The sequence below is a fragment of the Vibrio sp. ED002 genome (assembly GCF_023277445.1).
GTDB classification, from domain to species: Bacteria; Pseudomonadota; Gammaproteobacteria; order Enterobacterales; family Vibrionaceae; genus Vibrio; species Vibrio jasicida.
In genome coordinates, this window is the sequence record NZ_CP080238.1 from 1,755,391 (window position 1) to 1,780,282 (window position 24,892).

The following is a 24,892-nucleotide window of genomic DNA, read 5'->3' on the forward strand; positions in this document are numbered from 1 at the left end:
TTCAAGGAAAAAAGCAAACGTTTACGTCGAGTGTATAGGTTTTATTTTTACAACAGTAAAAATTAACCGCGACGGTAGTTTGGAGCTTCCTTAGTGATTTGAACGTCGTGTACGTGTGATTCAGCCATGCCCGCACCTGAGATACGAACAAATTCAGCTTTAGTACGCATATCTTCAATCGTTGCAGAGCCAGTAAGACCCATGCTTGAACGTAGACCACCCATTTGTTGGTGTACGATTTCTTTTAGACGACCTTTGTATGCGATACGACCTTCGATACCTTCTGGTACTAGCTTGTCTGCTGCATTGTCAGACTGGAAGTAACGGTCAGATGAACCTTGAGACATCGCGCCAAGAGAACCCATACCACGGTAAGACTTGTAAGAACGACCGTTGTAAAGAATCACTTCACCAGGGGCTTCTTCTGTACCAGCGAACATTGAACCAACCATCACACAAGATGCGCCAGCCACGATTGCTTTACAGATGTCACCAGAGAAACGGATACCGCCGTCAGCGATAACTGGAATGCCGAATGAATTCGCCACTTCTGCTGCGTCTGCGATTGCTGTTACTTGAGGAACACCAACACCCGTTACGATACGAGTTGTACAGATTGAACCAGGGCCAATACCAACTTTAACTGCGCTAACACCCGCTTCGATAAGAGCCTTAGCACCAGCACCCGTCGCAACGTTACCACCGATGATGTCTAGATCTGGGTAAGCAACACGAGTTTCGCGGATACGGTTTAGTACACCTTCAGAGTGACCGTGTGAAGAGTCGATAAGTAGAACGTCAACACCAGCTTCAACCAAAGCAGCAACACGCTCTTCGTTACCAGCGCCAGCACCAACAGCTGCGCCAACACGTAGGCGACCGCGTTCATCTTTACATGCGTTTGGTTTACGTTCTGCTTTATGGAAGTCTTTCGCAGTGATCATACCGGTTAGTTGGAAATCATCATTCACAACCAGTACTTTTTCAACGCGTGCTTCGTGCATCTTCTCTTGCACTTCTTCACGAGTTGCACCTTCTTTAACTGCTGCAAGGTTTTCTTTTGCTGTCATTACTGACGACACTTTCTTAGAAAGGTCAGTAACAAAGCGCACATCACGACCAGTGATAATGCCTACAAGCTCGTTGTTCTCTGTGATGACAGGGAAACCAGCGAAGCCGTGTTTTTCAGTTAGAGCTACCACGTCAGCGATTGTCGCTTCAGGGTTTACCGTTACTGGGTCAGAAACGACACCAGCTTCGAACTTCTTAACTTTACGAACTTCAGCAGCTTGCTGCTCAATAGACATGTTTTTGTGGATAAAGCCAATGCCACCCTCTTGCGCTAGCGCGATAGCTAGACGAGCTTCAGTAACAGTGTCCATAGACGCTGAAATCATTGGGATGTTTAGGGTGATGTTCTTAGTCAGCTGAGTGCGAAGATCAGCTGTGTTTGGGAGAACAGTGGAGTGAGCTGGCACGAGTAGTACGTCATCGAATGTCAGCGCTTCTTTGGCAATTCTTAGCATTTGCAATATCTCACAATTAGAGGAGTAGAAAGAACAATCCAATCTCATCGTTTCGCATAATGAGGGTAACCAGTTTTAGGTTGTTGGCTACATTTGGATTAGATATTGCGGAGGGATTATACGGTTAACGCAATCGCTTGACCACAAATTTTTTAATTTTTTTCTTGCAATTACCCCCTTGATATGTATTATATTGCCGCTAATTTCCATACTCACGTCTACGGAATTAGCTGTGCTCTCCCAGACCAATCAAAACATCTTCACTGTTTCTCGACTCAATGCGGAAGTCCGCCTGTTACTTGAAAACGAAATGGGGATCGTCTGGCTTGTCGGAGAGATATCCAACTTCTCAGCTCCTGTCTCTGGTCACTGGTATCTCACTCTTAAAGATTCTCGCGCTCAAGTTAAATGTGCCATGTTCCGTGGTAACAATCGTCGCGTCACTTTCAAACCTGCTAACGGCAATCAAGTATTAGTTAAAGCACGTCTGTCTCTGTATGAGCCTCGTGGTGATTATCAATTGATCATTGAAAGCATGCAACCTGAAGGTGATGGTCGTCTGCAACAAGAGTTCGAAGCACTTAAGATGAAATTGGCAGCAGAAGGTTTGTTTGCTCAAACCAATAAGCAGCCTTTACCTGAGCACCCAAAACGCGTTGGTGTGATCACCTCAAAAACCGGTGCAGCGCTGTACGACATCTTAGACGTATTGAAACGCCGTGATCCTTCCCTACCCGTGGTGGTTTACCCGACCATGGTGCAAGGTGAAGAAGCGGCCATTCAAATTGCGCAAGCGATCGGTCGTGCAAACAGTCGTGATGAATGTGATGTATTGATTGTTGGTCGTGGTGGCGGCTCGTTAGAAGACCTTTGGTGCTTTAACAACGAAATTCTTGCTCGCACGATTGCTGCAAGCCAAATTCCGATCATCAGTGCAGTTGGTCATGAGGTTGACGTAACTATTGCCGACTTTGTAGCGGACATGCGAGCGCCGACTCCATCAGCGGCGGCTGAATTGGTAAGCCGCGATAACAGCCACAAAGATCAAGCTTTGGTGACTCGTCAACATAAGCTAGCCAGTGCAATGCGTTACTACCTAGCGCAGCAAAAACAGCAATCAGCTCAACTTATACACCGTTTAGAGCGCCAACACCCAAGCTATCAATTGCAACGCCAGACGCAACAACTTGATGAGTTGGAGATGCGCCTACAACGCACGATGCAACGATTCATTACTACACGCCAACAAGCTGTTGAGCGTAAGCATCATCGCCTACAACTGAACTCACCAGTAAAGCGCTTGGCTGAGCAGAAGTCGAAGCTTGATCGAGTTGAGCAAAAATTGCTGGATGCGATGGACCGTAAGTTACTAACCATGCGCCATCAACTGGCAATCGCGGCTGAGAAGCTAGATACGGTAAGCCCACTGGCAACGCTAAAACGTGGCTACTCGATCACTCAAACTGAGCAAGGTCAGGTTGTTACTCAAGCGAAAGATGTAAAAACGGGCGACGTATTGGTCACCCGCTTATCTGATGGTGAGCTTCGCTCAACCGTTAATTAACTGACTTTCTGAAACTCAAATCGAACACGTGATTTCGATTTGAGTTCATTACAACTGTTGCAGAAATAGTTCGCCGCACCACAAGCTTGTAGCTTTTCTAGTTCAGCGTCGCAATCTGGACAAAATCCCACTTTCTTATAATCCGACTCACATTGATTACAGTGGTATTGACCTGTCCACTCCAGCTCAATATCGCATGTTGGGCAAATATTCGGTTGCATGGTTACCCCTAAAAACTTCTATTTACTGACTCACAGTTTAATCATAAGGCAATCTTGTGCTTTGATCTTAATCACGCTCGTTTGGCACGCTTGTTTTGATACATTACCACATCAGCTTGTTGGATAAGCTGCTCTAACACTGCACGTTCACTCGCTAAACTACAAGCCCAACCAATACTTGCCCTAACTGAATATTCTTCTAAATGACAGATTTGGTTGAGCTCCGCTTCTAAACGGATACCAAACTCTTGATAAGCGCGATCATCAGCAAAGCAGCTAAAGCCAACAAACTCATCCCCTCCATATCTCCCTATCACTGAACATGAACGAAAGACCTGCTTTAAATGCTCAGCCACTAAAATAAGCACTTGGTCACCCGCTTCATGACCAAAACGATCGTTGATGTACTTAAATTCATCGATATCGACAAAAAAGCAACCGACAACGGCATTCCGCCCACATTCACCATTCACTTTGTGGTCAACCTCGGCCAACAAAGCTCGACGATTGAAGCAGTGAGTTAATGAATCTCGACTTGCATGAAAGTGGAGCTGCTCTTCCAGGCGAAACTTCTCCAATGCAATCGCATACAAAGCCGCAAGCATTTCTAGTACTTCAATTTCATAAGGGTGCGGTGTTGACGGCTCAGTACTGTAGACCGCGAATGTACCAAGCACATGACCATCGGAAGCAATAATAGGGACAGACCAACAAGCCCGGAGTTGAGCCTGCTGAGTAAGTTTAAGAAAAGCCGCCCAGTTAACATGATGATCAATATCACTCACTACAACGGTTTGCTTTAAAAATGCGGCAGCCCCACAAGAACCAATATCAGGTCCAATAGGAACGCCTTCAATCGCTTGGTTATAAAAATCAGGCAAATGCGGGGCAAACTCTAAATGAAGTGTGTTTGTATCTGGCTGTAATCGTAATATTGAAGCTTGCCTCTTTCCGAACAAATGTTCACTTAACTCAATCACTTCATGATTAAGTTTATCGCGACTCATCCCAAGAGCAAGCTTACCTAAAAGACGATTGACTGCTCGGTGAGCATCTAACAGTCTATCTTTATCCATCGTACTGCGTATTCACATTGTTATTATGTTTGTTAGCTAGGAATATAATAAATCTATTAATATTACACAGGTAGCTAACTCACATTATGCGCACGCGACACTATAAAAGATCACATACTGATCTTCGGATATTTCCCCTTTGATCAGCGATCACCCCTTAAAAGAATATTTATATAACCACATACCGAAAGCATAAGTTACATATTCTGTCCCTCAATTTTATTCAGAACTAAAAACTACACTTTCGAACCAAAAACCACGATAACAGGATTTAATAAAAAGATCAGAATCCAAATTTAGCGTATTACATCGGTGTGCATTTCGATAGTTTGTGAGTCTATTTCCACTAGTGTGACTAGGATAGAACCAAAGTCACTCAAATGACTCGCATGCGTTCCCCCACAAGGGATGACAGCGATTTCTCCTTCGCCTAAATCACATTGCCAATAACGTGAGTCCGTGAGGTGTTCCCCATGGCAATCAACAGTGATCGCAGCGTCTCTTTTTAACCAATCCCCCAACAGAACATTCACCTGTTGTTCGATACTTTTCAGGTCAGACAGCATATCTGCACTGTTTAAACCCCTTTTGCGGAGTGTTTTGCCTAAACGATACGTATCCAGACATTTGTCTTGGGTGACAAAACTGGTTTCTTGCGCATAGCTATTGAAATCGTAGTTACCATGCGGGTCTTTACGGTCAGCATCTTTACGCCAATAGTTCTGCGCCAGCACCTTATTGAGCGCAAGATATGTGATGTGTCCTGCGCTATGACCGCGACTTAGAGACAGTTGGTATTCTTTGTCTACTTCCAGCAACGCAATATCACCAGCATCAAACGTATCGGTGAATGGCAAGACATGCACTACAACAAACGCCCACCCTTCCGTATCACGTTTTACCGGAATAGCTTGGCCAATATATAACTCGCCGCTTGCTAGTTCTACAGCACCAACTTGGCAGTCAACCACTTCAAACTTCATGCCTTTTATAGTTAGTGTGCCTTTATCCGCTGGATGATCTGGCCAAATATGGCTGACTGGATGAAAAGGCGTGACATCAGTAACAACATGGGTAGCTTCTGATGTAGATTGAACAAATTGTACGTGCGCCTCTAACTGCCAAGTTTGGTGACAGAAACGCGTCTTGGTTGCTGTGATTGTCATGTGTTGATTACTTCTTATGAAAGCTTCGAATAAAAAAATACCCAAGTCGAAACTTGGGTATTCATAAAATCTTAGGCGATTACTTGTTGCGGTTCTTCACTGCAGACATCATACGTTTGCGCTTACGCTCTTGAGAAAGAGTCAGCTTGCCACCACGGTTTTCGTACGGGTTATCGCTGTTCTGGAAGTTAATACGGATTGGTGTACCCATGATTTCCAGAGACTTACGGAAGTAGTTCATCAAGTAACGTTTGTACGAATCAGGTAGATCGCGAACCATGTTACCGTGAACAACCACGATTGGTGGGTTGTAACCACCCGCGTGTGCGTATTTAAGCTTAATACGACGGCCACGAACCATAGGCGGTTGGTGATCGTCTGTTGCCATCTTCATGATACGAGTAAGAACAGATGTACCTACACGTGTCGTTGCCGACTTGTAAGCTTCTTGAATCGACTCGAACAAGTGACCAACGCCAGTACCGTGCAATGCAGAGATAAAGTGAATACGTGCAAAATCAACGAAGCCTAAACGGCGATCGAGTTCTTTCTTCACATTCTCTTTTACATCGTTATCCAGACCGTCCCACTTGTTTACTGCTAGTACGATTGAACGACCAGCATTCAGTGCGAAGCCAAGTAGGCTAAGATCTTGGTCAGAAATGTTTTCACGCGCGTCGATAACCAATAGAACCACGTTTGCATCTTCTACGGCTTTCAGCGTTTTAACAACAGAGAATTTTTCTACTGTTTCGTTGATACGACCACGACGACGTACGCCCGCAGTATCGATCAGCACATACTCACGACCATCACGTTCCATTGGAATGTAGATAGAGTCACGAGTGGTTCCTGGCATGTCATATACCACTACACGTTCTTCACCAAGAATACGGTTAGTCAGCGTTGATTTACCTACGTTTGGACGACCAATAATTGCCAGTTTGATTGGCTGGTCTTGCAAACGTTTGAACTCAGCTTCTGCGTCTTCTTCGGTGTAATCTTCGATCGCTAACTCTTCATCTTCGAATTCAGTCAGATCTTCAATCTCACCTTCTTCAGATTCACTTGCCAGTAGATCATCGAAAAATGGCGCTAATGCACGCTCTAGCAATGCCGTTACACCACGACCGTGTGCCGCAGCGATTTGGTACATATCGTCAACACCAAGTTGCCAGAAATCGGCACATGCGGCGTCAGCATCAATACCATCGATTTTGTTTACTACCAACATCGCTGGCTTTTCGATTTTACGCAGATGCGCAGCAATCGCTTCATCCGATGGTGTTAGTCCAGCACGACCGTCAACAAGGAACAGCACTACGTCAGCTTCATCAATAGCCGCTAACGATTGTTCTGCCATCTTTGTTTCTACGCCTTCTTCCGTACCATCAATACCACCGGTATCAATAACGATGAATTCGTGTTCCTCACCAAGGCGAGCTTGGCCATATTTACGGTCACGCGTTAGGCCAGGGAAGTCCGCAACCAACGCATCACGAGTACGAGTCAATCGGTTAAATAGCGTAGATTTACCTACGTTTGGACGCCCCACAAGAGCAACAACAGGTACCATAACAACCTCTACAATAATCTTTCTTCTGTAGTTATAGGTAACGACTTGCCTAATGCCAAATCAAACCAGCTTTTTACCTATAACCACGTCAGGAATAACTGTTAATAAATAATAATTTCAAACAACAAAACGGCCCCTAACTGTTACCAGCCAGGAGCCGAATGTGAATTATATCACGATATTATTCGTTAATGGTTAGTTTCTTTACATCGCCATTGCGAGTGGTAATCACGTAACCATCTGACAACAAGGTTGGCCCTACAGCGAAACCACTGTCATCGACAAACTGTTGTGCGACGAACTCACCCGTTGAACGATCCATCCAGTGCAAGTAACCCAATGTATCACCAACAACAAGATAGTTATCAACAAGGACAGGTGCTGTTAGCTGGCGGTACTCAAGCTTGCTGTTTTCCCAAAGCTCAGTACCACTACGAGCATCAACAGCGACCACATGATCTTTCTCTGTAATCACAAAGATACGACTACCATCTGTCGCAATATCTGTGGCTGATGAGTAGTTACGTTTCCAAATTGGGTTTGCGCTGCGCAAGTCGATAGCAATCAACTGACCGTTGTAACCAACAGTGAAAAGAGTACCGCCAAGAACGATAGGAGAAGAATCTACGTCAACCAGACGATCAATCTCAGTTGCGCCTTTTGGTGTTCCAACTGGCTGTTGCCAAATCAACTGACCTCGTTCAACGATTGCCGCCGCAAGACGTCCATTCGCTGTACCCCAGAATACACCACCACCGATTGCAGTTGGTGTGCTATCGCCACGCAAGGTTAGGTTTGGAACTTCAGTGCTCAGTGCCCAACGTTGCTCACCAGTGCTTTCGTCAAGCGCAATGAGAGTGCCACGGCTAGTATTAACGATGATCAAACCTGAGTCTGCGATTGGCTTCGCCAATACTTCACCGCCAACTTCAATACGCCAAATCACGTCACCAGTGTCTTGGTCAAGCGCGATCACTTCACCGTTTTCAGAACCAATATAAAGATTTTCGTAAGCCGCTGTAATACCGCCAGAAAGACGAGCAATCACATCTTCTTCTAGATTTACTTGCCACTTCTGCTTGCCGTTTTCTGGGTCCAATGCTTTAACTAAACCATCACGACTAGCAACAAACAGAGTGTCATTGGCCATGACAGGAGACAGCTTAGAGAAGTAATGACCTACGCCATCTCCAATTGATGTACTCCATTCACTGCTTGGTGTGAACTGGCTATCTACCTGAGGCAGTGGAGCCATAACAATGGTGTCTTCCTCGCTAGCACAACCGGCAAGAATTCCCACTGTTAATGCCCCTAACAAGGCTTTCTTAAAGACTCTTTTCATCCAATGCGGTCCTTATTTCGCCAGATCGTCCAATTTCATTTGTAGCGTCGGGCTAGCATCTGCTGCTTGCTGAGCTTCCGTGTAAGCTGCGTATGCCGCTTCTTTGTCACCTTGACGAAGTGCGATATCACCACGAAGTTCTGCAATACGACCAGTCCATGCTGCATCTGTTACTTTGCTTAGCTCAGCATTTGCTGCGTCAAAGTTGCCCATTTCCGCTTCAATGCGCGCAATACGGTAGCTGATAAGTGGAGTTAGCGCGGCATCTTTCGTGTTGCTTTGAGCCCATTTCAATTGCTCAAGCGCAGCGGCAAGATCTTTTGCATCAACCTGAACTTTTGCTAATTGAAGTGCAGCAAGTACTGAGTACTCTTTCACTTTGTTTGAATCAATGAACGCTTGAATATCTGTTTGAGCATCTGCGCCTTTCGTTTGCAAAGCATTCATCGCTGTTGTGTAGCTTTGAGAAGCTGCTTCACTCGCCTGAACGACAGAATCCTGATAGTAACGCCAGCCAAATAGACCACCTAAACCAACAACCGCACCGATGATGACGGCTTTGCCGTTTTCCTTCCACCAGTCTTTAATGGCTTCAACTTGTTGTTCTTCAGTATCGTAAAGTTCCACTTCCTGTCCTCTTAAAACATGTAAATGGCAGCAAGGGCTACCATTGCTCCTATTCGTCGAAAGGCTCCTATCTTGGGAGCCTCGTTATTACAAATTAGGATATAATCTTTAGCTTATTAAAAGACTTAGATAAGTGCTGCGATCTTCTCAGCAACTTCTGCTTGATTGTAAGTCTCTTGCTCACCACCAACCAAATCTTTTAGTACTACGGTATTATCCGCAACTTCGTTTTCGCCCAGCACTAATGCTACAACAGCACCGACTTTGTCTGCGCGTTTAAACTGTTTCTTGAAGTTACCACCACCGAAGTGATTCATCACACGAACACCAGGAACAGCTTCACGAAGCTGTTCTGCTAGCTTCATGCCTACCATCATTGTGCCTTCGCCAGCTGTCACTACGTAAACATCAACACTTCGACGAACATCTGTTAGCTCTAGTGTTTCTAGCATCAAAACAAGACGCTCTAGACCCATTGCAAAACCAACTGCTGGTGTTGCACTGCCACCTAATTGTTCTACAAGGCCATCGTAACGACCACCGCCACATACTGTGCCTTGAGCACCTAAGCTCTCAGTGATCCACTCAAACACCGTACGATTGTAGTAATCCAGACCACGAACTAGACGCTCGTTAACTGTGTATTCGATACCTGCAGCGTCTAAAAGTTCACATAGACCTGCGAAGTGTGCTTTAGATTCTTCACCTAAGTACTCAGAAAGACGAGGTGCATCGCCTAAAATAGCCTGAACGTCAGGGTTCTTCGTATCCAGAACTCGCAGTGGGTTCGTGTGCATACGACGCTTACAATCTTCGTCTAGCACATCGATATGTTGCTCAAGGAACGCAACCAGTGCCGTGCGGTAGTCTGCGCGATCTTCTTGAGAACCGATAGAGTTAAGCTCAAGACGAACATGTTCATGGATACCCAGCTCACGCCATAGACGTGCTGTCATCATGATAAGCTCAGCATCAACATCTGGACCATTTAGACCGAACACCTCAACACCACACTGGTGGAATTGACGGTAACGACCTTTCTGCGGGCGTTCATGGCGGAACATTGGTCCCATGTACCATAGACGTTGTTCGTCACGGTTGATCAGGCTATTTTGAATACATGCACGTACACAGCCCGCTGTACCTTCAGGGCGAAGTGTTAGGCTGTCTCCGTTACGATCATCAAAGGTGTACATTTCTTTTGAAACGACGTCTGTCTCTTCACCAACCGCGCGGCTGAATAGGTTTGTTTCTTCAACGATTGGCATGCGCACTTCGTTGTAGCCGTATGCACTCACGGTACTTTTTACTGCGTTTTCAAGTTTCTGCCACAGCGGAGACTGAGTTGGAAGGCAGTCGTTCATGCCTCGGATTGCTTGGATTTTCTTTGCCACAATTATTACCGTCGCTTAGTAACCCGAGCACACTTAGCGTGCTCAAGCTATGAGATTAATCTTCTTGTTTGATATCGATGCGGTTAGCTTGGTCTAATACAGACGCTTTCGCACGGATTTTCGCTTCTAGCTGATTCACTAGATCATCGTTGTCAAAACGCTCTTTCTGACGTTTGCCGTCTTCGTAGAATGCGCTCTTCTTATTGCTGCCAGCTAGACCTAGGTGTGAAACCTCAGCTTCACCTGGACCGTTTACGACACAACCGATGATAGACACATCCATAGGTGTGATGATGTCTTCTAGACGCTCTTCCAATGCGTTAACTGTGTTAATCACGTCGAACTCCTGACGTGAACAGCTTGGACAAGCAATAAAGTTGATGCCACGTGAGCGAATACGCAGAGACTTAAGAATATCAAAGCCAACTTTGATCTCTTCTACTGGATCTGCCGCCAATGAGATACGTAACGTATCACCGATGCCTTCAGCCAAAAGCATACCAAGACCAACCGATGACTTAACAGCACCAGCTCTTGCACCACCGGCTTCGGTGATACCTAGGTGTAGTGGCTGGTCAATCTGTTTTGCCAATAGACGGTATGAATCCACCGCTAGGAACACATCTGACGCTTTCACACTGACTTTGAACTGGTCAAAGTTAAGACGGTCTAGATGATCCACGTGACGCATCGCCGACTCGACCAATGCCTCTGGCGTTGGCTCACCGTATTTCATTTGCAGATCTTTTTCCAAAGAACCACCGTTTACACCAATACGGATAGGGATGTTTTTGTCACGGGCACAATCAACAACAGAGCGAATACGCTCTTCGTTTCCGATGTTACCTGGGTTGATACGCAAACAATCAACACCGTACTCTGCCACTTTCAGGGCGATACGGTAGTCAAAGTGAATGTCCGCAACTAACGGCACAGACACTTGCTGTTTGATGAGCTTAAAAGCTTCCGCTGCATCCATAGTAGGAACAGAAACACGTACAATGTCTGCACCCACTTTTTCTAATGCTCGGATTTGTTCGACTGTAGCTTCCACATCAGTCGTGCGAGTGTTTGTCATTGACTGTACAGCAATCGGTGCACCATCACCAATTGGCACATCACCCACATAAATACGCGTCGATTTACGACGAATAATTGGAGATTCGTGTTGCATAATATTTATAACGGTAAAGTGAATCTAGCGACTTTGCCTGAAGTATACCCAGAAAGGTCGACAGGTTCACTTGCAAATGTCATGGTTACGCCTTCTGGTGCGCCTAATATCACTTTAAAAGGTGCTTTTCCGGCAAGTTCTACGTCTTGACCCGGTTTACGGGTCCCGCTTACTAGCGTTTTGCCATTCGAGTCCTTAACCTGAATCCAGCAGTCTGCTTTAAACTTCATGGTTAATAACGTCATGCCCTCTGGCACAACAGGCGTCATTGGTTCTTGAGTTGCTTGAGCATCTTCGATGACCGCAACAGGCTCTTCTGCCACAGCTTCTGTCATCGTTTCTTCAGTTGTTGCTACCGCGCTTTCTGCTTTACTTACCGTCTCGTCAGCAGATGAAACGGCTTCAGCAACTTCTACCACTGGCGCAACTTCCGCAGGCGTGCTTGCGATAAGTTCATCGGCACTCATTAGATCGATATCAGCATCGTCCGCTGTTTGTTCCGTTTCTGAACTTGATTCTGTCACAACTTGAGCAAGGCTGTTTTCTTGCTGGTTCTGCCACCACCAAGCGCCAGAGATACCAGTAATCACAATCGCAATCGCCCATGTGAGCAGCATAATTCGGCTATTGTGTTTCTCGTGTTTGGTTTTACGAGAGAAACTTTGCATCTCTGTTTCTTGTGGCTTAACGTGAACTTCAGAAGTTTGCTCTAAAGCTGCCAAAACAATCTTTTCATCAAGCCCAACAAGCTTTGCATAAGAACGTAAGTAACCACGAGTAAACGTAGTAACTTGCTGTGCTTCAAATCGATTACTTTCAATATCTTCAATAACAGAAACGCGAAGTCTTAGGCGATCAGCAACATGCTTCTGAGTCATCCCTAGAGATTCGCGTTTGTTTTTTAGTAACGTGCCAGCTTCCATAGAAAGCGGGACTTCATTGGTGTTTTCGTGTTCTGTCATAATGGCGGTATTTAATCTGTTTGGTGGCTAACACAGTTATTTATTTTCGTTTTTGTTCTTAAGCCTCACTTAAAGATAGCTAGCCTAAACGCGTTAACCAAAATAATCTTTTAGAAATTCTCAGTGTTCGGAGTATGAATGCTCGCTTGCAATGAATCAGCAAACGTAATTGAGAGAATACTGAGAATAGTCAGTGTCTTTGTTATATTTCGCTCACCATGATAAGCGAATGTATAAGGAAGACAAAAACTCTTTGCTCTCAAATTAACAGATAGCTCAAGCTTTTGTCCAAAAATTGACACAGCTAAGTAATATTTCTACTCACAACGCTGTGTCTATAAGGATACAGTGTAGATATTACAAACAAAATAGCCAGAGCATAAGGCTCTGGCTATTCAAGAATTTGTTACAACTTATACTGCTTTTACGTCGATGGTTTCTGCACCACGCGCAGCTTTTAGAGATGCTGTACGTTTGGTGCGGTCAATAACATCACCAACTAACTGCCCGCATGCGGCATCGATATCATCACCACGCGTTTTACGAACCGTTACCGTGTGTTCGTATTGCATCAATGTTTTCTGGAAACGGTCGATGCGTGAGTTACTTGGTTTTTTGTAAGGAGAACCTGGATACGGGTTAAACGGAATCAGGTTGATCTTACATGGCGTATCTTTCATGAGTTCCGCAAGTTCACGAGCGTGGTCCATATCATCATTCACATGATCAAGTAGTACGTACTCAACGGTTACTTTTCCGCGATTAGCATTCGATGAAGCGATGTAACGACGAACGGATGCAAGGAAATCTTGAATGTCCCAACGGTCGTTGATCGGCATAATTTGGCTACGCAGTTCATCATTTGGCGCGTGTAGAGAGATCGCCAATGCGACGTCAATTTTACCCGTCATCTGATCAAGACCAGAAACCACACCAGAAGTAGATACGGTGACACGACGTTTAGACAAGCCAAAGCCAAGATCATCAAGCATGATTTCAAGCGCAGGGATAAGGTTCTTCATGTTTAGAAGAGGCTCACCCATGCCCATCATTACCACGTTAGTGATTGGGCGACGACCGGTTTCTTTTTGCAAACCAACTTCGCGCGCAGCACGCCATACCTGACCAATGATTTCAGATACTTTTAGGTTACGGTTGAAACCCTGTTGAGCAGTTGAACAGAACTTACATTCCAGCGCACAACCTACCTGAGACGATACACATAATGTCGCACGATCTTCTTCTGGGATATAAACCGTTTCTACGTCCTGATCACCCACCTTCATCGCCCACTTGATTGTGCCGTCTGAAGAGTGCTGAGCTTCTGCTACCGTTGGTGCTTTGATTTCGCACTTGTGTTGCAGTTTTTCACGTAGCTTCTTGTTGATGTTCGTCATGTTATCGAAGTCATCAACACCGAAATGGTAGATCCACTTCATAACCTGATCCGCACGGAACGCTTTTTCGCCTAGCTCTTCCGCGAAAAATTGACGCATGCCTTTGCGATCAAAGTCGAGTAGATTGATTTTTTCAGTGGTCATGTTGCCTCTCAATGACTGAAACAAGAATAAGGGCGCGAATTGTACAGCCTTTATGCAGCTACAACAAGGGTTCTAAGACCCTGAGTTTGCTAAGGCATTAAAATCCTATAGATTAAATTTTAGACAATAGGTGTGATCAGTTCTCAGTCAATTTTCGATAATAAAAAGCCCCGGAAAATTCCGAGGCTCAACATTCATATTAGAACAAGATTAACGCGGGCAAATCTCTGACTCAGGGAAGAAGAATTCAATCTCACGAGCTGCAGATGTAGGGCTGTCTGAGCCATGAACAGAGTTGTAACGCATACTAAGTGCGTAGTCTGCACGGATAGTGCCACATGCCGCTTCTTCTGGATTTGTTTTCCCCATTAGCTCACGGTAACGAGCGATTGCATCTTCACCTTCCAAAACCTGAACCATGATAGGACCAGATGTCATGAACTCTTTCAGTGCAGGGAAAAAAGGTTTGCCTTCATGTTCTGCGTAAAAACCGCTCGCCTGTTCTTCTGTCAGATGAACCATTTTTGCAGCAACGATGCGTAGACCAGCTTTTTCAATGCGGTGGTAGATCTCACCAATCAGATTGCGTTCTACAGCGTCGGGCTTAACAATTGAAAACGTTCTTTCTAGAGCCATAAAGTTTCCTTTTTGTACTTGTAATAATAGTTTTATATGAGGGACTTGCGTCTCTCTTAGTTATACCAGTACAGACAAAAGTCTGCACTGGTAAAAGTCTTATTTCGTGGCTTGTTCGTTTAGGAAACGGGCAAGAGTACGAACCCCCATACCTGTCGCACCAGCAGACCATTTATCTGACGCTGACTTACGGTAGGTACCCGCGCAATCAAAATGCAACCAACCTTTCTTGTAATCTTCAACGAAGTAAGACAAGAATGCCGCGGCAGTGCTCGCACCAGGAGAGTAATCACCAGAACTGATGTTAGACAGGTCAGCAAAGTTTGATGGCAGCATGCCACGGTGGAAATCAGCAAGAGGTAGTGGCCACAGACCTTCTTTCTCTTGGTTCGCGGCCGTTAGCGCTTGATGAGAAAGCTCGTCATCAAAACTCATTAGCGCATGGTAATCATTACCTAGTGCGTTCTTCGCTGCGCCTGTCAGCGTTGCACAGTCAATGATGAGCTCTGGGGTTTGCTCACTTGCGTAAATAAGACCATCAGCAAGTACCAAGCGCCCTTCGGCGTCGGTGTTCATGATCTCAACCGTCTTACCGTTTTTGTAGGTGATGATGTCGCCAAGTTTAAGCGCACGACCAGATACCATGTTCTCAGCACAACAAAGAATCAGCTTCACACGCTTGTTCAGACCACGAAGAATAGCGAGACCAAGACCACCAGTAATCGTACCTGAACCGCCCATATCAGCCTTCATTGCCGTCATGAAGTTTGATGGCTTCAAGCTGTAACCGCCTGAGTCAAATGTAATGCCTTTACCAACTAAACATGCAAATACCGGTGCGTTTTCATCACCTGTTGGATTGTAGTCAAGTTGCAGCATTGCTGACGTTCGCTCAGAACCACGACCCACTGCGTAGATACCTTCCCAGCCTTCCGACAGTAGGTCTTTATCTTTTACGATACGAGCAGTAACTGTACCTTGAGGCGCAACAGATTTGATGAATTCCGCAGCCATGGTTGCCAGTTGACGAGGGGCAACTTCTTCTGCTGTTTTGTTGATAATGTCACGAGTAAAGTCGGTTGCAGTGATGCGAGCATGAAGCTCAGCTTGGTCTTTTTCAGACAGAGCAATCCACTCTAGTGTGCCGTGTTTTTTCGGGTTGCGGTAACCTTGGTGGAAAGCCCAAACGCTTTCAACATCCCAGTTATCACCAGCAAGTAGAATTGAACGAATTCCTTGGCCATCTAGTTGACGAGCTGCACGTTGGACTGCGCCAAGATCATGCCCTTCACCTAGGTGAATCGTTGCGCCATTTTCAGCGAAAGAAAGCAATGCTTTGTCGCCCCAATGTGGTGCCGCTGGTTCTTGGCTTAGAAATACAGACATCTGTGTAGACATGGTTTCTCCTTGTCTTATAACGGCGTTGCCTACGCCTCTTCTTTTTAATAACTAACGGATGTTAGCATTATGTAGGGTAAAAATGTCAACTTGATAAAAAAACGGACCTTGAGGTCCGCTTTTTTTAGTGAGAATTGTTAACTCTGCTGCGTTTTACCGCCGAATCGAGTATTAGTCAGCTTCATCCATCCAGCACAAGATAACGGCTTCTAGGATCTTTTCATTAGAACGGTTTGGTTCATCGTCAAACTCTTCCAATTCAGTGATCCATTGATGCAAATCCGTAAAACGTACCGTTTTAGGATCCGTATCAGGAAACTTGTCACAAAGCTCAATCGCGATGTCGCGAGAATCTGTCCATTTCATTGCTCATCTTCCTTTTGCTTCGCCCCTATATTATTGGGGAGATAGTATTAGTGATCTTCTGACGCGTGGTTCAACGTGTATTTCGGAATCTCAACAACCAAATCTTCATCAGCGACCTTCGCTTGGCAACCTAAGCGAGATTCTGGTTCCAGACCCCATGCTTTATCTAGCATATCGTCTTCTAGTTCTTCACTCTCTTCTAGTGAATCAAAACCTTCACGAATGATCACGTGGCAAGTTGTACAAGCACATGACTTTTCACATGCGTGTTCAATACCGATACCGTTTTTCAGTGCTACATCTAGAACGGTGTCACCAGTGTTTGCTTCCAACACTGCACCTTCTGGGCACAAATCTTCGTGCGGTAATACAATAATCTTAGGCATAACTACTTATCTCTTATATATCATTAACTGACTGACCAGACAGTGCAGCTCGAATTGATTTATCCATACGTCGCGACGCAAAGTCTTGGCTTGCTTTGTCGGTGTCTTTAATACCTTGTTCGATTGCTGCGACATCGTCGCCATTGCGCAACTCGATCAATGCTTCAATAACTTTAACTAATGCTTGTTTTTCTTGCTCTGACAGCAACTCATCGCCATCAGCTTGCATTGCCGCAATCAAGCCCTCAATCACTCGGTCAGCTTCAACACGTTGCTCCGCTAGAGCTCGAGCTTGCATGTCTTCTTTCGCAAACGCCATTGAATCACGTAGCATGTTCGCGACTTCATTATCACTCAGACCGTACGAAGGCTTCACCTGAATCTCAGATTGTACGCCTGTGCTTTTCTCCATCGCGGTCACGGACAATAGACCGTCAGCATCCACTTGATAAGTCACGCGAATGTGTGCTGCGCCTGCTGCCATTGGAGGAATGCCTTTCAATGAAAAACGAGCGAGTGAGCGGCAATCGTCCACCATTTCACGTTCACCTTGAACGGTGTGCACTGTCATAGCCGTTTGACCATCTTTAAATGTGGTAAATTCTTGCGCTCGTGCAACTGGGATTGTGGTGTTACGAGGAATAATTTTCTCAACCAGGCCACCCATGGTTTCAATACCAAGAGACAATGGGATGACGTCAAGCAGAAGCATTTCAGAATCAGGTTTGTTACCTGCCAAAATATCCGCTTGGATACCGGCACCGATTGCGACGACTTCGTCTGGATTGATCGTAGTAAGCGGTTTGCGACCAAAGAAGTCACCGACCATTTCGCGAACAAGTAACGTTCGTGTTGAGCCACCCACCATTACGGCTTCGAGTACATCTTCTGCATCGACATCTGCATCTTTCAATGCTCGACGACAAGACATCAGCGTTTTCTTAACCAGAGGACGAATCAAATCTTCGAACTGCTCACGAGTCACTGAGCCTTTCCAGCCAAATACATCAACATCAACGCGGTCTTGCTCAGAAAACGCAATTTTCGTCTCGGTTGCAATGTTCAGCAACGCACGGTTTTTCTCAGCAGAAAGCGGCGCTTTTAAGCCAGCTTGCTCCATCAGGTAGTCTGCTAAAAGATGGTCAAAGTCATCACCACCTAGCGCCGAGTCACCACCTGTTGCTAATACTTCAAATACGCCTTTCGACAAGCGTAAGATAGAGATATCAAACGTACCACCACCCAAGTCGTAAACCGCAATAACGCCTTCTTGGCCAGAATCTAAACCGTAAGCAATCGCAGCCGCTGTTGGCTCGTTAAGCAGACGTAGTACATGAAGACCAGCCAATTTCGCCGCGTCTTTTGTACCTGCACGTTGAGCGTCATCAAAGTAAGCAGGAACAGTAATTACCACGCCAGCTAATTCACCACCTAGCGTTTCTTCTGCACGCTTGCCAAGCGCTTTTAGAATGTCGGCAGACACTTCAATCGGGTTTTTGTCACCTTGAGCGGTTTGCAGAATTGGCAGACCGTTGTCGCTTTCTTTAAATTGGTAAGGCAAAGATGGGTAGCGAGCTTGAATGTCTTTTAATGAACGGCCGATCAGACGTTTTACCGAGATGATGGTGTTTGCTGGCTCTAACTCTGCTTTTGCTTTGGCATCGTAACCGACTGACGCTGAATCTTGCGTGTAGTTTACCACTGAAGGCAAAATGCTACGGCCTTGGTCATCTGTCAGAGTTTTTGCGTCGCCGCTTCGAACTGAGGCAACCAAAGAGTTAGTGGTACCTAAGTCGATACCCGCTGCTAACTTATGCTCATGAGGTGCCGAGCTTTGGCCCGGTTCTGCGATTTGAAGTAGTGCCATGATGGGTCCTTGTCACGCTAACTAGCCGAGGAGTTTGTCTTCAACCAGTTCAATTTCGTTCTTTAGTTTGGCAATAAATTTGAGTTTTCGAACTCGGTCTGCGGCTTCTGGCCAAAGACTATTATCAAGTTCTTTCTCTACACTCGCCAAATGCTGTTTGTACATTTTGCTGACCTTAGAGTCGAAGTCAAAAAGCGCTGATTCCGGATCAGAGCTGTCAGCAATTTCTTCCAATTCTTCACGCAATTCCATTTGTTCCATCAAGAACATTGGGTCTTGCATAGTTTGTTGTTCGCCACGGATTTCGATGCCCTTTTCAGCCAAGAGATATTCCGCACGTGAAATAGGCTGCTTTAGAATTTGATAAGCATCGTTAATTTGCGCTGCTTTTTGTACCGCCATCAAGCGATCACGCTCAGAAGCAGTAGCAAAGTTATCTGGGTGGAAGCGTTTTTGTAGTTCTCGGAACTGAGAAGAAAGAAGGCTACCATCCAGCTTAAACTGACTTGGTAGCCCAAATAATTCAAAGTGATTCATTAAGATCGGGTCCTAGTAAAGCCTTCTGGACTCGGTCGCCCAGAAGGACGAACAATTAGACGTTGAAGCTTTCACCACAACCACATTCACTTTTTGCATTCGGGTTGTTGAATTCAAAGCCTTCATTCAACCCTTCCTTCACGTAATCTAACTCGGTACCGTCTAAGTACACCAAGCTCTTCTGATCGATGATGATTTTCACACCTGAAAGGTCAAATACTTCATCTTCTTCGTTAAGATCATCGACGAACTCAAGTACGTAAGCCATGCCGGAACAGCCTGTCGTCTTCACTCCAAGACGCAAACCGACACCTTTGCCTCGGTTGTCTAGGAATGCTTTTACGCGACTTGCCGCTGTTTCTGTCATTGTGATGGCCATACTGCACCTTAAGTTTATCTAAATTACGTTTTGGAATGGGAGCGTTTTAAGGGCTCCCATTATATACGGAATACTTATTCCTGGTGTTTTTTCTTATAGTCAGCAACTGCTGCTTTGATTGCATCTTCCGCTAGGATTGAGCAGTGAACTTTCACTGGTGGAAGCTCTAGCTCTTCTGCAATCTCAGAGTTTTTGATAGATGCCGCTTCGTCGATAGACTTGCCTTTTACCCACTCAGTTACGAGTGAGCTTGAAGCGATTGCACTACCACAACCGTATGTTTTGAATTTCGCGTCTTCAATGATGCCTTCTGGCGTCACTTTGATTTGAAGTTTCATTACGTCACCACAAGCTGGTGCGCCAACCATGCCGCTGCCTACTGATGGGTCTTCTTTATCGAAAGAACCAACGTTACGTGGGTTCTCATAGTGATCAATTACTTTTTCGCTGTATGCCATGATAAATTACCTCGAATCCTCTATTCAGTCCGTGAGATTAATGATGAGCCCATTCAACAGTGCTCAGATCAACCCCTTCCTTGTACATATCCCATAGAGGAGACATGTCGCGTAGCTTAGTCACTGCAACGCGGATTTGTTCAATTGCGTAATCAATTTCTGCTTCAGTCGTGAAACGACCAAATGAGAAACGTACTGAGCTATGCGCCAATTCGTCGTCTAGACCAAGAGCACGAAGAACATAAGATGGCTCTAGGCTCGCTGATGTACAAGCACTACCAGAAGAGACTGCTAGGTCTTTTAGTGACATCAGTAGAGATTCGCCTTCTACGAATGCAAAGCTCACGTTTAGGTTGTGTGGAACACGCTGTTCTAGATCACCATTCACCGTTACTGCTTCTAGATCTTTAACGCCATCTAGAAGACGGTTACGAAGTGCTAATGCGTGATCGTAATCTTTTTGCATGTCTTCTTTTGCTACGCGGAATGCTTCACCCATACCTACGATCTGGTGAGTTGGAAGTGTACCCGAGCGGAAACCACGCTCATGACCGCCACCGTGCATTTGCGCCTCAAGACGGATTCGAGGTTTGCGACGTACGTAAAGTGCGCCGATACCTTTAGGACCGTAAGCTTTGTGCGCAGACAGTGAAACAAGGTCAACTTTCATTTCTTGAACGTCGATTGACAACTTGCCTGCCGACTGTGCAGCATCCACATGGAACACAATCTTACGTTCACGACATAATTCGCCGATTGCGGTGATGTCTTGGATAACACCAATCTCGTTGTTAACGTGCATGATTGAAACCAAAACAGTATCTTCACGCATTGCTGCTTGCAGCTTGCCTAAATCAACTAGGCCGTTTGCTTCTGGCTCTAGGTAAGTCACTTCAAAGCCTTCGCGCTCTAATTGACGACATGGGTCAAGAACGGCTTTGTGCTCTGTTTTACAAGTGATTACGTGTTTACCCTTCTTAGAGTAAAAGTGAGCAGCACCTTTGATTGCAAGGTTGTCTGACTCGGTCGCACCTGATGTAAATACGATTTCGCGTGGATCTGCATTTAGAAGGTCAGCAATTTGCTCACGAGCAGTATCTACAGCTTCTTCTGCCTGCCAGCCGTAACGGTGCGAACGCGAAGCTGGGTTGCCAAATGTGCCATCCATTGTCATGTACTGAACCATTTTTTCAGCAACACGAGGATCGACTGGACATGTAGCGGAATAATCAAGATAAATCGGCAGTTTCATTCTCTACTCCAATGTAAAATGCTGACCGCTAAGAGCGGACGTTTACACCGATGGGCGCGGTGGTTGTATTTTTGTTTGATAACCCATGAGTGACCACAAGATCAATGTCCTGACGATCAGAAATTTCTAAGACTTCATTATCTGTCATTAACTCACCGAGCGTAATGTTATTTAAGAAGTCACTAATGCGAGAGCTTAGGTCACGCCACAAAGTGTGGGTTAAGCAACGAGTGCCACCTTGGCAGTCGCCTTTGCCTTGGCATTTGGTTGCGTCAACTGACTCATCAACCGCTGCGATAACAGTGCCAATAGCAATGCTGTGAGCGTCAGTACCCAGTCGGTAACCACCGCCAGGACCACGAACGCTGGCAACAAGACCGGCTTTGCGCAATTTTGAAAAAAGCTGCTCTAAGTATGAGAGCGAGATACCCTGACGCTCTGAGATATCAGCTAGAGGTACTGGGTTTTGTTGCGAGTGCAGTGCCACATCCAGCATGGCCGTCACCGCATATCTTCCTTTAGATGTAAGTTTCATACCACACCGTATCCACATCGTTTGTAATGATTAGGATTTTTCCATACCCGACTAAAATGGTCAAGTATTTATTTGACTAAAATAGTCAGGTATTCATCCTTACACCTAAAGTGGTTATTCTTTGTTCAGAGCTTCTTTTCAATCGCCGTCAAAACACCACGCAAGATATTAAGCTCTTGAGCCTCTGGTCGAGCTCGTGAATACAAACGACGAAGCTTGTTCATCACCTGACCAGGCTGATCTTTGCTAATAAATTGGGTCTCCACCATTACTTTTTCAAGGTGTTCGAAGAACATTTCTAATTCTTTATGGCGAGGGTACTCTTCAGGCTCACTTGGCGTGTACTGGCTTTGTTCTAGGTTGAGGTGTGCAACACGCACTTCATAGCTCAGCGTCTGTACAGCCATTGCTAGGTTGAGCGAGCTGTATTCAGGGTTAGCTGGAATGCAAACATGGTAGTGACACTTCTGCAATTCTTCATTAGTGAGGCCTGTTCTTTCTCGGCCAAATACCAATGCAACAGGGTGCTTTTGGCCTTCGACGGCAAACTTTTCACCACATTCACGTGGTTCAAGCATTGGCCATTCTAAAGTGCGTGAACGTGCACTAGAACCAACCACTAGGCCACAATCTTCAATGGCATCTTCTAGTGTTTTTACTACCTTGGCATTTTGTGCAATATCACCTGCCCCTGCCGCTAGTGCTAGGGTTTGGTCGTCGACCTCACATTGCGGATCAACCAATACAAGCTGGCTTAAACCCATGACTTTCATTGCTCGAGCTGCCGAGCCAATGTTGCCTGAATGAGAAGTTCCGACGAGTACGACTTTTACTTGATCCAACATCTGTGATTACTACCTAAATTAAAACCGAAGGATATTACCATAATTTTTTAACACACCCTAGGGTGAAGCAGGTTTCTATTCGCATTCTCATCAATTGTTTTTCAGCTTTAAGGTAGGGCTAATTAGTGCGGCTTTTACATGCGACCAAAAAATAACCACTTCCCTTTTCTCTGCACTCTGGTATACTCGCCGCCGCTTTAAATTGTTCTTTAACATCCGTTGGGAAATTCGTATGCATCCAATGCTAAACATTGCTATTCGCGCTGCGCGAAAAGCAGGCAATCATATTGCTAAATCATTAGAAAACACAGATAAAGTTGAGTCTACGCTAAAAGGCACTAATGACTTTGTTACTAACGTAGACAAAGAAGCAGAAGCTATCATCATTGATACTATCAAGCACTCTTACCCAGAGCACTGTATCGTTGCTGAAGAAGCTGGTCTTATCGAAGGTAAAGATAAAGACGTACAATGGATCATCGACCCACTGGATGGCACCAATAACTTTGTAAAAGGTTACCCAACGTTCGCAGTATCTATCGCAGTTCGCTTCAAAGGTAAAACTGAAGTGGCTTGTGTATACGATCCAATGCAAAACGAGCTATTCACTGCACAACGTGGTGCTGGCGCTCAACTAAACAACGCTCGTATTCGTGTAGCTCAACTGAAAGACCTTCAAGGTACTGTTCTAGCAACTGGTTTCCCATTCAAACAGAAGCAACACGCTGAGTCTTACATCAAAATCGTAGGTTCTCTATTCACTGAATGTGCTGACTTCCGTCGTAGCGGCTCTGCTGCTCTTGACCTATGTTACGTGGCTGCAGGCCGTGTTGATGGTTACTTCGAACTAGGTCTAAAACCTTGGGATATGGCAGCTGGTGAGCTTATCGCTCGTGAAGCTGGTGCAATCCTAACTGACTTTGCTGGCGGCACTGAGTACATGAAGTCAGGCAACATCGTTGCTTCTAGCGCTCGTGGCGTTAAATCAATGCTTAAACACATCCGTGAAAACGGCAACAGCGCGATCCTTAAGTAAGATTCTGAAGTCATACTAAGCCCGTCACGCTGATGACTTTTGAATAGCCCCGCTCATTGAGCGGGGCTTTTTATATGGAACAATCTGCCTGTTTATAGAAACGGTCGTAGTCAGGTAAGTGGTCTATTTTTACGTGCTGAACCTTCCATACTTGTTCCTTCATGAGAAACTGCAACGAAACCGTGACTGGCTGGTATACATCGCCAAAGCCGTTTACGGAAAGACACCCAACTCCTCCATCCTCACTATATGCTTCAAAGTAAGACAGCTCCGTAACCAAACTTGATGGGATGGATGACAAAAATGGAAATTGATGACCAAATTTTATTGGGTGAGATTTAATACTATTTAGCTCTTCAATCGATAGGTTTGGCCCTGCCATAGCTTCTACCACCTCGATATACTGCATCTTGTATAAATTATTGCGTATATCAAGGTAAGTATCGTGGAGTGGACTTGCTATGCACGGCGCTGAAACACTGAGTAAAACCGGAATAGGTAGAATTCTATTTATCATAACCAACTAAACCCCAGCTTCACGGAGCGCTTGATCAATTTTACTCGGCTTAAATCTGTACTTACAAAGCCCCCACTCGCACTGCTCTAAAAGCTCTCGGACATTTACCTGCCCAGCAACACCAAAGGAAACAACACCAAAAAAAGAAACACTTCCACTGTATGTCAAAACACCATCACGAGTAGTTTTAAAAGTAACAGAAACTGCTTTTAATTTTATGCCCAGCTCTTCAACCATTTCTTTTGAAACTTCAAACTTAGTAAACCCAAGCTCACCAGATAAAGTTACCTTACCTGACTCATCAACTGCTAACTTGAATCTTTTCCCTCCAGTAACTAGCTTGCTGGTAACACCTTTATTGTGTTTGTAAGAAATCTCTACAAACTTCAGTAACTGTACTTTTATTTCAGCTTGCCTTGACATTATTTCCTCCCGAAATTGTTGAACATACTTCCGATGTTCAACTCAATCAAAAAACTACAATTCAAGCTGGAAGTACCTCAAATAAAAA

General features: G+C 45.2%; 26 protein-coding genes. 2 read left to right on the top strand and 24 right to left on the bottom strand.

Annotated elements, in window-relative coordinates:
• Positions 1-62: 62 nt before the first annotated feature.
• A complete protein-coding gene (gene guaB, locus ITG12_RS08110) occupies positions 63-1,526 on the bottom strand; it encodes an IMP dehydrogenase (protein WP_038881770.1) in 1,464 nt (487 codons plus the stop codon).
• Positions 1,527-1,758: 232 nt separating this feature from the next.
• Between guaB and xseA the strand changes: the two genes are divergently transcribed.
• Complete coding sequence (gene xseA, locus ITG12_RS08115; RefSeq protein ID WP_038881771.1) at positions 1,759-3,090, top strand: exodeoxyribonuclease VII large subunit; 1,332 nt, start codon at positions 1,759-1,761, stop codon at positions 3,088-3,090.
• Here the strand turns inward: xseA and ITG12_RS08120 are convergent.
• The 21 genes from ITG12_RS08120 to trmJ all read right to left on the bottom strand — a co-directional run bounded on the left by ITG12_RS08120 (position 3,087) and on the right by trmJ (position 22,828).
• Positions 3,087-3,311 carry a zinc ribbon domain-containing protein gene (locus tag ITG12_RS08120; RefSeq protein WP_033006191.1) on the bottom strand — a complete coding sequence of 75 codons (225 nt, stop codon included), beginning with the start codon at positions 3,309-3,311 and terminating at the stop codon, positions 3,087-3,089. The two genes, xseA and ITG12_RS08120, sit on opposite strands and share 4 nt — an antisense overlap.
• Before the next feature lie 71 nt (positions 3,312-3,382).
• Positions 3,383-4,387, bottom strand: coding sequence for a sensor domain-containing diguanylate cyclase (locus ITG12_RS08125; protein ID WP_038881772.1), 1,005 nt, complete (start codon positions 4,385-4,387; stop codon positions 3,383-3,385).
• 296 nt (positions 4,388-4,683) lie between these two features.
• The gene (locus ITG12_RS08130; RefSeq protein ID WP_038881774.1) at positions 4,684-5,553 is read right to left on the bottom strand and encodes a metal-dependent hydrolase; all 870 of its coding nucleotides are present in this window, start codon (positions 5,551-5,553) and stop codon (positions 4,684-4,686) included.
• Between the two features lie 79 nt (positions 5,554-5,632).
• Positions 5,633-7,129: a ribosome biogenesis GTPase Der gene (gene der / locus ITG12_RS08135; RefSeq protein WP_038869600.1), complete on the bottom strand. Its 1,497-nt coding sequence runs from the start codon at positions 7,127-7,129 to the stop codon at positions 5,633-5,635.
• Between the two features lie 181 nt (positions 7,130-7,310).
• Complete coding sequence (gene bamB, locus ITG12_RS08140) at positions 7,311-8,471, bottom strand: outer membrane protein assembly factor BamB (RefSeq protein WP_038881775.1); 1,161 nt, start codon at positions 8,469-8,471, stop codon at positions 7,311-7,313.
• A 12-nt stretch (positions 8,472-8,483) separates the two neighbouring features.
• Positions 8,484-9,098: a YfgM family protein gene (locus tag ITG12_RS08145; protein WP_038869596.1), complete on the bottom strand. Its 615-nt coding sequence runs from the start codon at positions 9,096-9,098 to the stop codon at positions 8,484-8,486.
• A gap of 125 nt (positions 9,099-9,223) precedes the next feature.
• Complete coding sequence (hisS, locus tag ITG12_RS08150; protein ID WP_038881776.1) at positions 9,224-10,492, bottom strand: histidine--tRNA ligase; 1,269 nt, start codon at positions 10,490-10,492, stop codon at positions 9,224-9,226.
• 55 nt (positions 10,493-10,547) lie between these two features.
• The gene (ispG, locus tag ITG12_RS08155; protein ID WP_038881777.1) at positions 10,548-11,666 is read right to left on the bottom strand and encodes a flavodoxin-dependent (E)-4-hydroxy-3-methylbut-2-enyl-diphosphate synthase; all 1,119 of its coding nucleotides are present in this window, start codon (positions 11,664-11,666) and stop codon (positions 10,548-10,550) included.
• Positions 11,667-11,671: 5 nt separating this feature from the next.
• On the bottom strand, positions 11,672-12,628 hold the full coding sequence (rodZ, locus tag ITG12_RS08160; RefSeq protein ID WP_038869593.1) for a cytoskeleton protein RodZ: 957 nt from the start codon (positions 12,626-12,628) through the stop codon (positions 11,672-11,674).
• Positions 12,629-13,041: 413 nt separating this feature from the next.
• A complete protein-coding gene (locus ITG12_RS08165) occupies positions 13,042-14,169 on the bottom strand; it encodes a bifunctional tRNA (adenosine(37)-C2)-methyltransferase TrmG/ribosomal RNA large subunit methyltransferase RlmN (RefSeq protein ID WP_038869592.1) in 1,128 nt (375 codons plus the stop codon).
• 210 nt (positions 14,170-14,379) lie between these two features.
• Positions 14,380-14,805, bottom strand: a complete 426-nt coding sequence (gene ndk, locus ITG12_RS08170) for a nucleoside-diphosphate kinase (RefSeq protein WP_038869590.1) — start codon at positions 14,803-14,805, stop codon at positions 14,380-14,382.
• 99 nt (positions 14,806-14,904) lie between these two features.
• Positions 14,905-16,203, bottom strand: coding sequence for an aminopeptidase PepB (gene pepB / locus ITG12_RS08175; RefSeq protein WP_038869587.1), 1,299 nt, complete (start codon positions 16,201-16,203; stop codon positions 14,905-14,907).
• A 171-nt stretch (positions 16,204-16,374) separates the two neighbouring features.
• Entirely contained in the window at positions 16,375-16,569 is a 195-nt protein-coding gene (gene iscX / locus ITG12_RS08180) for a Fe-S cluster assembly protein IscX (protein ID WP_038869586.1), read from the bottom strand.
• Between the two features lie 47 nt (positions 16,570-16,616).
• Positions 16,617-16,955, bottom strand: coding sequence for an ISC system 2Fe-2S type ferredoxin (gene fdx / locus ITG12_RS08185; RefSeq protein ID WP_005424889.1), 339 nt, complete (start codon positions 16,953-16,955; stop codon positions 16,617-16,619).
• Positions 16,956-16,968: 13 nt separating this feature from the next.
• On the bottom strand, positions 16,969-18,822 hold the full coding sequence (gene hscA / locus ITG12_RS08190; RefSeq protein WP_038869582.1) for a Fe-S protein assembly chaperone HscA: 1,854 nt from the start codon (positions 18,820-18,822) through the stop codon (positions 16,969-16,971).
• 21 nt (positions 18,823-18,843) lie between these two features.
• On the bottom strand, positions 18,844-19,359 hold the full coding sequence (hscB, locus tag ITG12_RS08195) for a co-chaperone HscB (protein ID WP_038869581.1): 516 nt from the start codon (positions 19,357-19,359) through the stop codon (positions 18,844-18,846).
• A 55-nt stretch (positions 19,360-19,414) separates the two neighbouring features.
• Positions 19,415-19,738, bottom strand: coding sequence for an iron-sulfur cluster assembly protein IscA (gene iscA / locus ITG12_RS08200; protein WP_038869579.1), 324 nt, complete (start codon positions 19,736-19,738; stop codon positions 19,415-19,417).
• A 74-nt stretch (positions 19,739-19,812) separates the two neighbouring features.
• Positions 19,813-20,196, bottom strand: coding sequence for a Fe-S cluster assembly scaffold IscU (gene iscU / locus ITG12_RS08205; protein ID WP_005424883.1), 384 nt, complete (start codon positions 20,194-20,196; stop codon positions 19,813-19,815).
• A gap of 37 nt (positions 20,197-20,233) precedes the next feature.
• Complete coding sequence (locus tag ITG12_RS08210; protein WP_038881778.1) at positions 20,234-21,448, bottom strand: IscS subfamily cysteine desulfurase; 1,215 nt, start codon at positions 21,446-21,448, stop codon at positions 20,234-20,236.
• Between the two features lie 28 nt (positions 21,449-21,476).
• Complete coding sequence (iscR, locus tag ITG12_RS08215; protein WP_038881779.1) at positions 21,477-21,983, bottom strand: Fe-S cluster assembly transcriptional regulator IscR; 507 nt, start codon at positions 21,981-21,983, stop codon at positions 21,477-21,479.
• Positions 21,984-22,108: 125 nt separating this feature from the next.
• Positions 22,109-22,828, bottom strand: a complete 720-nt coding sequence (trmJ, locus tag ITG12_RS08220; RefSeq protein ID WP_038869573.1) for a tRNA (cytosine(32)/uridine(32)-2'-O)-methyltransferase TrmJ — start codon at positions 22,826-22,828, stop codon at positions 22,109-22,111.
• A 232-nt stretch (positions 22,829-23,060) separates the two neighbouring features.
• Here trmJ and suhB point away from each other — a divergent pair, with 232 nt between their 5' ends.
• Complete coding sequence (gene suhB, locus ITG12_RS08225; protein WP_038869570.1) at positions 23,061-23,864, top strand: inositol-1-monophosphatase; 804 nt, start codon at positions 23,061-23,063, stop codon at positions 23,862-23,864.
• Between the two features lie 70 nt (positions 23,865-23,934).
• Here suhB and ITG12_RS08230 read toward each other — a convergent pair whose 3' ends face one another.
• Positions 23,935-24,246, bottom strand: coding sequence for a hypothetical protein (locus ITG12_RS08230; RefSeq protein WP_050568840.1), 312 nt, complete (start codon positions 24,244-24,246; stop codon positions 23,935-23,937).
• Positions 24,247-24,387: 141 nt separating this feature from the next.
• Positions 24,388-24,804, bottom strand: coding sequence for a hypothetical protein (locus ITG12_RS08235; protein WP_038878405.1), 417 nt, complete (start codon positions 24,802-24,804; stop codon positions 24,388-24,390).
• Between the last annotated feature and the right edge of the window lie 88 nt (positions 24,805-24,892).

Excerpts from the sequence above, each read along its gene's own strand:
- guaB (WP_038881770.1), bottom strand. The coding sequence starts at position 1,526 with ATGCTAAGAATTGCCAAAGAAGCGCTGACATTCGATGACGTACTACTC.
- ITG12_RS08120 (WP_033006191.1), bottom strand. The coding sequence starts at position 3,311 with ATGCAACCGAATATTTGCCCAACATGCGATATTGAGCTGGAGTGGACA.
- ITG12_RS08125 (WP_038881772.1), bottom strand. The coding sequence starts at position 4,387 with ATGGATAAAGATAGACTGTTAGATGCTCACCGAGCAGTCAATCGTCTT.
- ITG12_RS08130 (WP_038881774.1), bottom strand. The coding sequence starts at position 5,553 with ATGACAATCACAGCAACCAAGACGCGTTTCTGTCACCAAACTTGGCAG.
- der (WP_038869600.1), bottom strand. The coding sequence starts at position 7,129 with ATGGTACCTGTTGTTGCTCTTGTGGGGCGTCCAAACGTAGGTAAATCT.
- bamB (WP_038881775.1), bottom strand. The coding sequence starts at position 8,471 with ATGAAAAGAGTCTTTAAGAAAGCCTTGTTAGGGGCATTAACAGTGGGA.
- ispG (WP_038881777.1), bottom strand. The coding sequence starts at position 11,666 with ATGCAACACGAATCTCCAATTATTCGTCGTAAATCGACGCGTATTTAT.
- rodZ (WP_038869593.1), bottom strand. The coding sequence starts at position 12,628 with ATGACAGAACACGAAAACACCAATGAAGTCCCGCTTTCTATGGAAGCT.
- ITG12_RS08165 (WP_038869592.1), bottom strand. The coding sequence starts at position 14,169 with ATGACCACTGAAAAAATCAATCTACTCGACTTTGATCGCAAAGGCATG.
- ndk (WP_038869590.1), bottom strand. The coding sequence starts at position 14,805 with ATGGCTCTAGAAAGAACGTTTTCAATTGTTAAGCCCGACGCTGTAGAA.
- pepB (WP_038869587.1), bottom strand. The coding sequence starts at position 16,203 with ATGTCTACACAGATGTCTGTATTTCTAAGCCAAGAACCAGCGGCACCA.
- iscX (WP_038869586.1), bottom strand. The coding sequence starts at position 16,569 with ATGAAATGGACAGATTCTCGCGACATCGCGATTGAGCTTTGTGACAAG.
- fdx (WP_005424889.1), bottom strand. The coding sequence starts at position 16,955 with ATGCCTAAGATTATTGTATTACCGCACGAAGATTTGTGCCCAGAAGGT.
- hscA (WP_038869582.1), bottom strand. The coding sequence starts at position 18,822 with ATGGCACTACTTCAAATCGCAGAACCGGGCCAAAGCTCGGCACCTCAT.
- hscB (WP_038869581.1), bottom strand. The coding sequence starts at position 19,359 with ATGAATCACTTTGAATTATTTGGGCTACCAAGTCAGTTTAAGCTGGAT.
- iscA (WP_038869579.1), bottom strand. The coding sequence starts at position 19,738 with ATGGCCATCACAATGACAGAAACAGCGGCAAGTCGCGTAAAAGCATTC.
- iscU (WP_005424883.1), bottom strand. The coding sequence starts at position 20,196 with ATGGCATACAGCGAAAAAGTAATTGATCACTATGAGAACCCACGTAAC.
- ITG12_RS08210 (WP_038881778.1), bottom strand. The coding sequence starts at position 21,448 with ATGAAACTGCCGATTTATCTTGATTATTCCGCTACATGTCCAGTCGAT.
- iscR (WP_038881779.1), bottom strand. The coding sequence starts at position 21,983 with ATGAAACTTACATCTAAAGGAAGATATGCGGTGACGGCCATGCTGGAT.
- trmJ (WP_038869573.1), bottom strand. The coding sequence starts at position 22,828 with ATGTTGGATCAAGTAAAAGTCGTACTCGTCGGAACTTCTCATTCAGGC.
- suhB (WP_038869570.1), top strand. The coding sequence starts at position 23,061 with ATGCATCCAATGCTAAACATTGCTATTCGCGCTGCGCGAAAAGCAGGC.
- ITG12_RS08230 (WP_050568840.1), bottom strand. The coding sequence starts at position 24,246 with ATGGCAGGGCCAAACCTATCGATTGAAGAGCTAAATAGTATTAAATCT.
- ITG12_RS08235 (WP_038878405.1), bottom strand. The coding sequence starts at position 24,804 with ATGTCAAGGCAAGCTGAAATAAAAGTACAGTTACTGAAGTTTGTAGAG.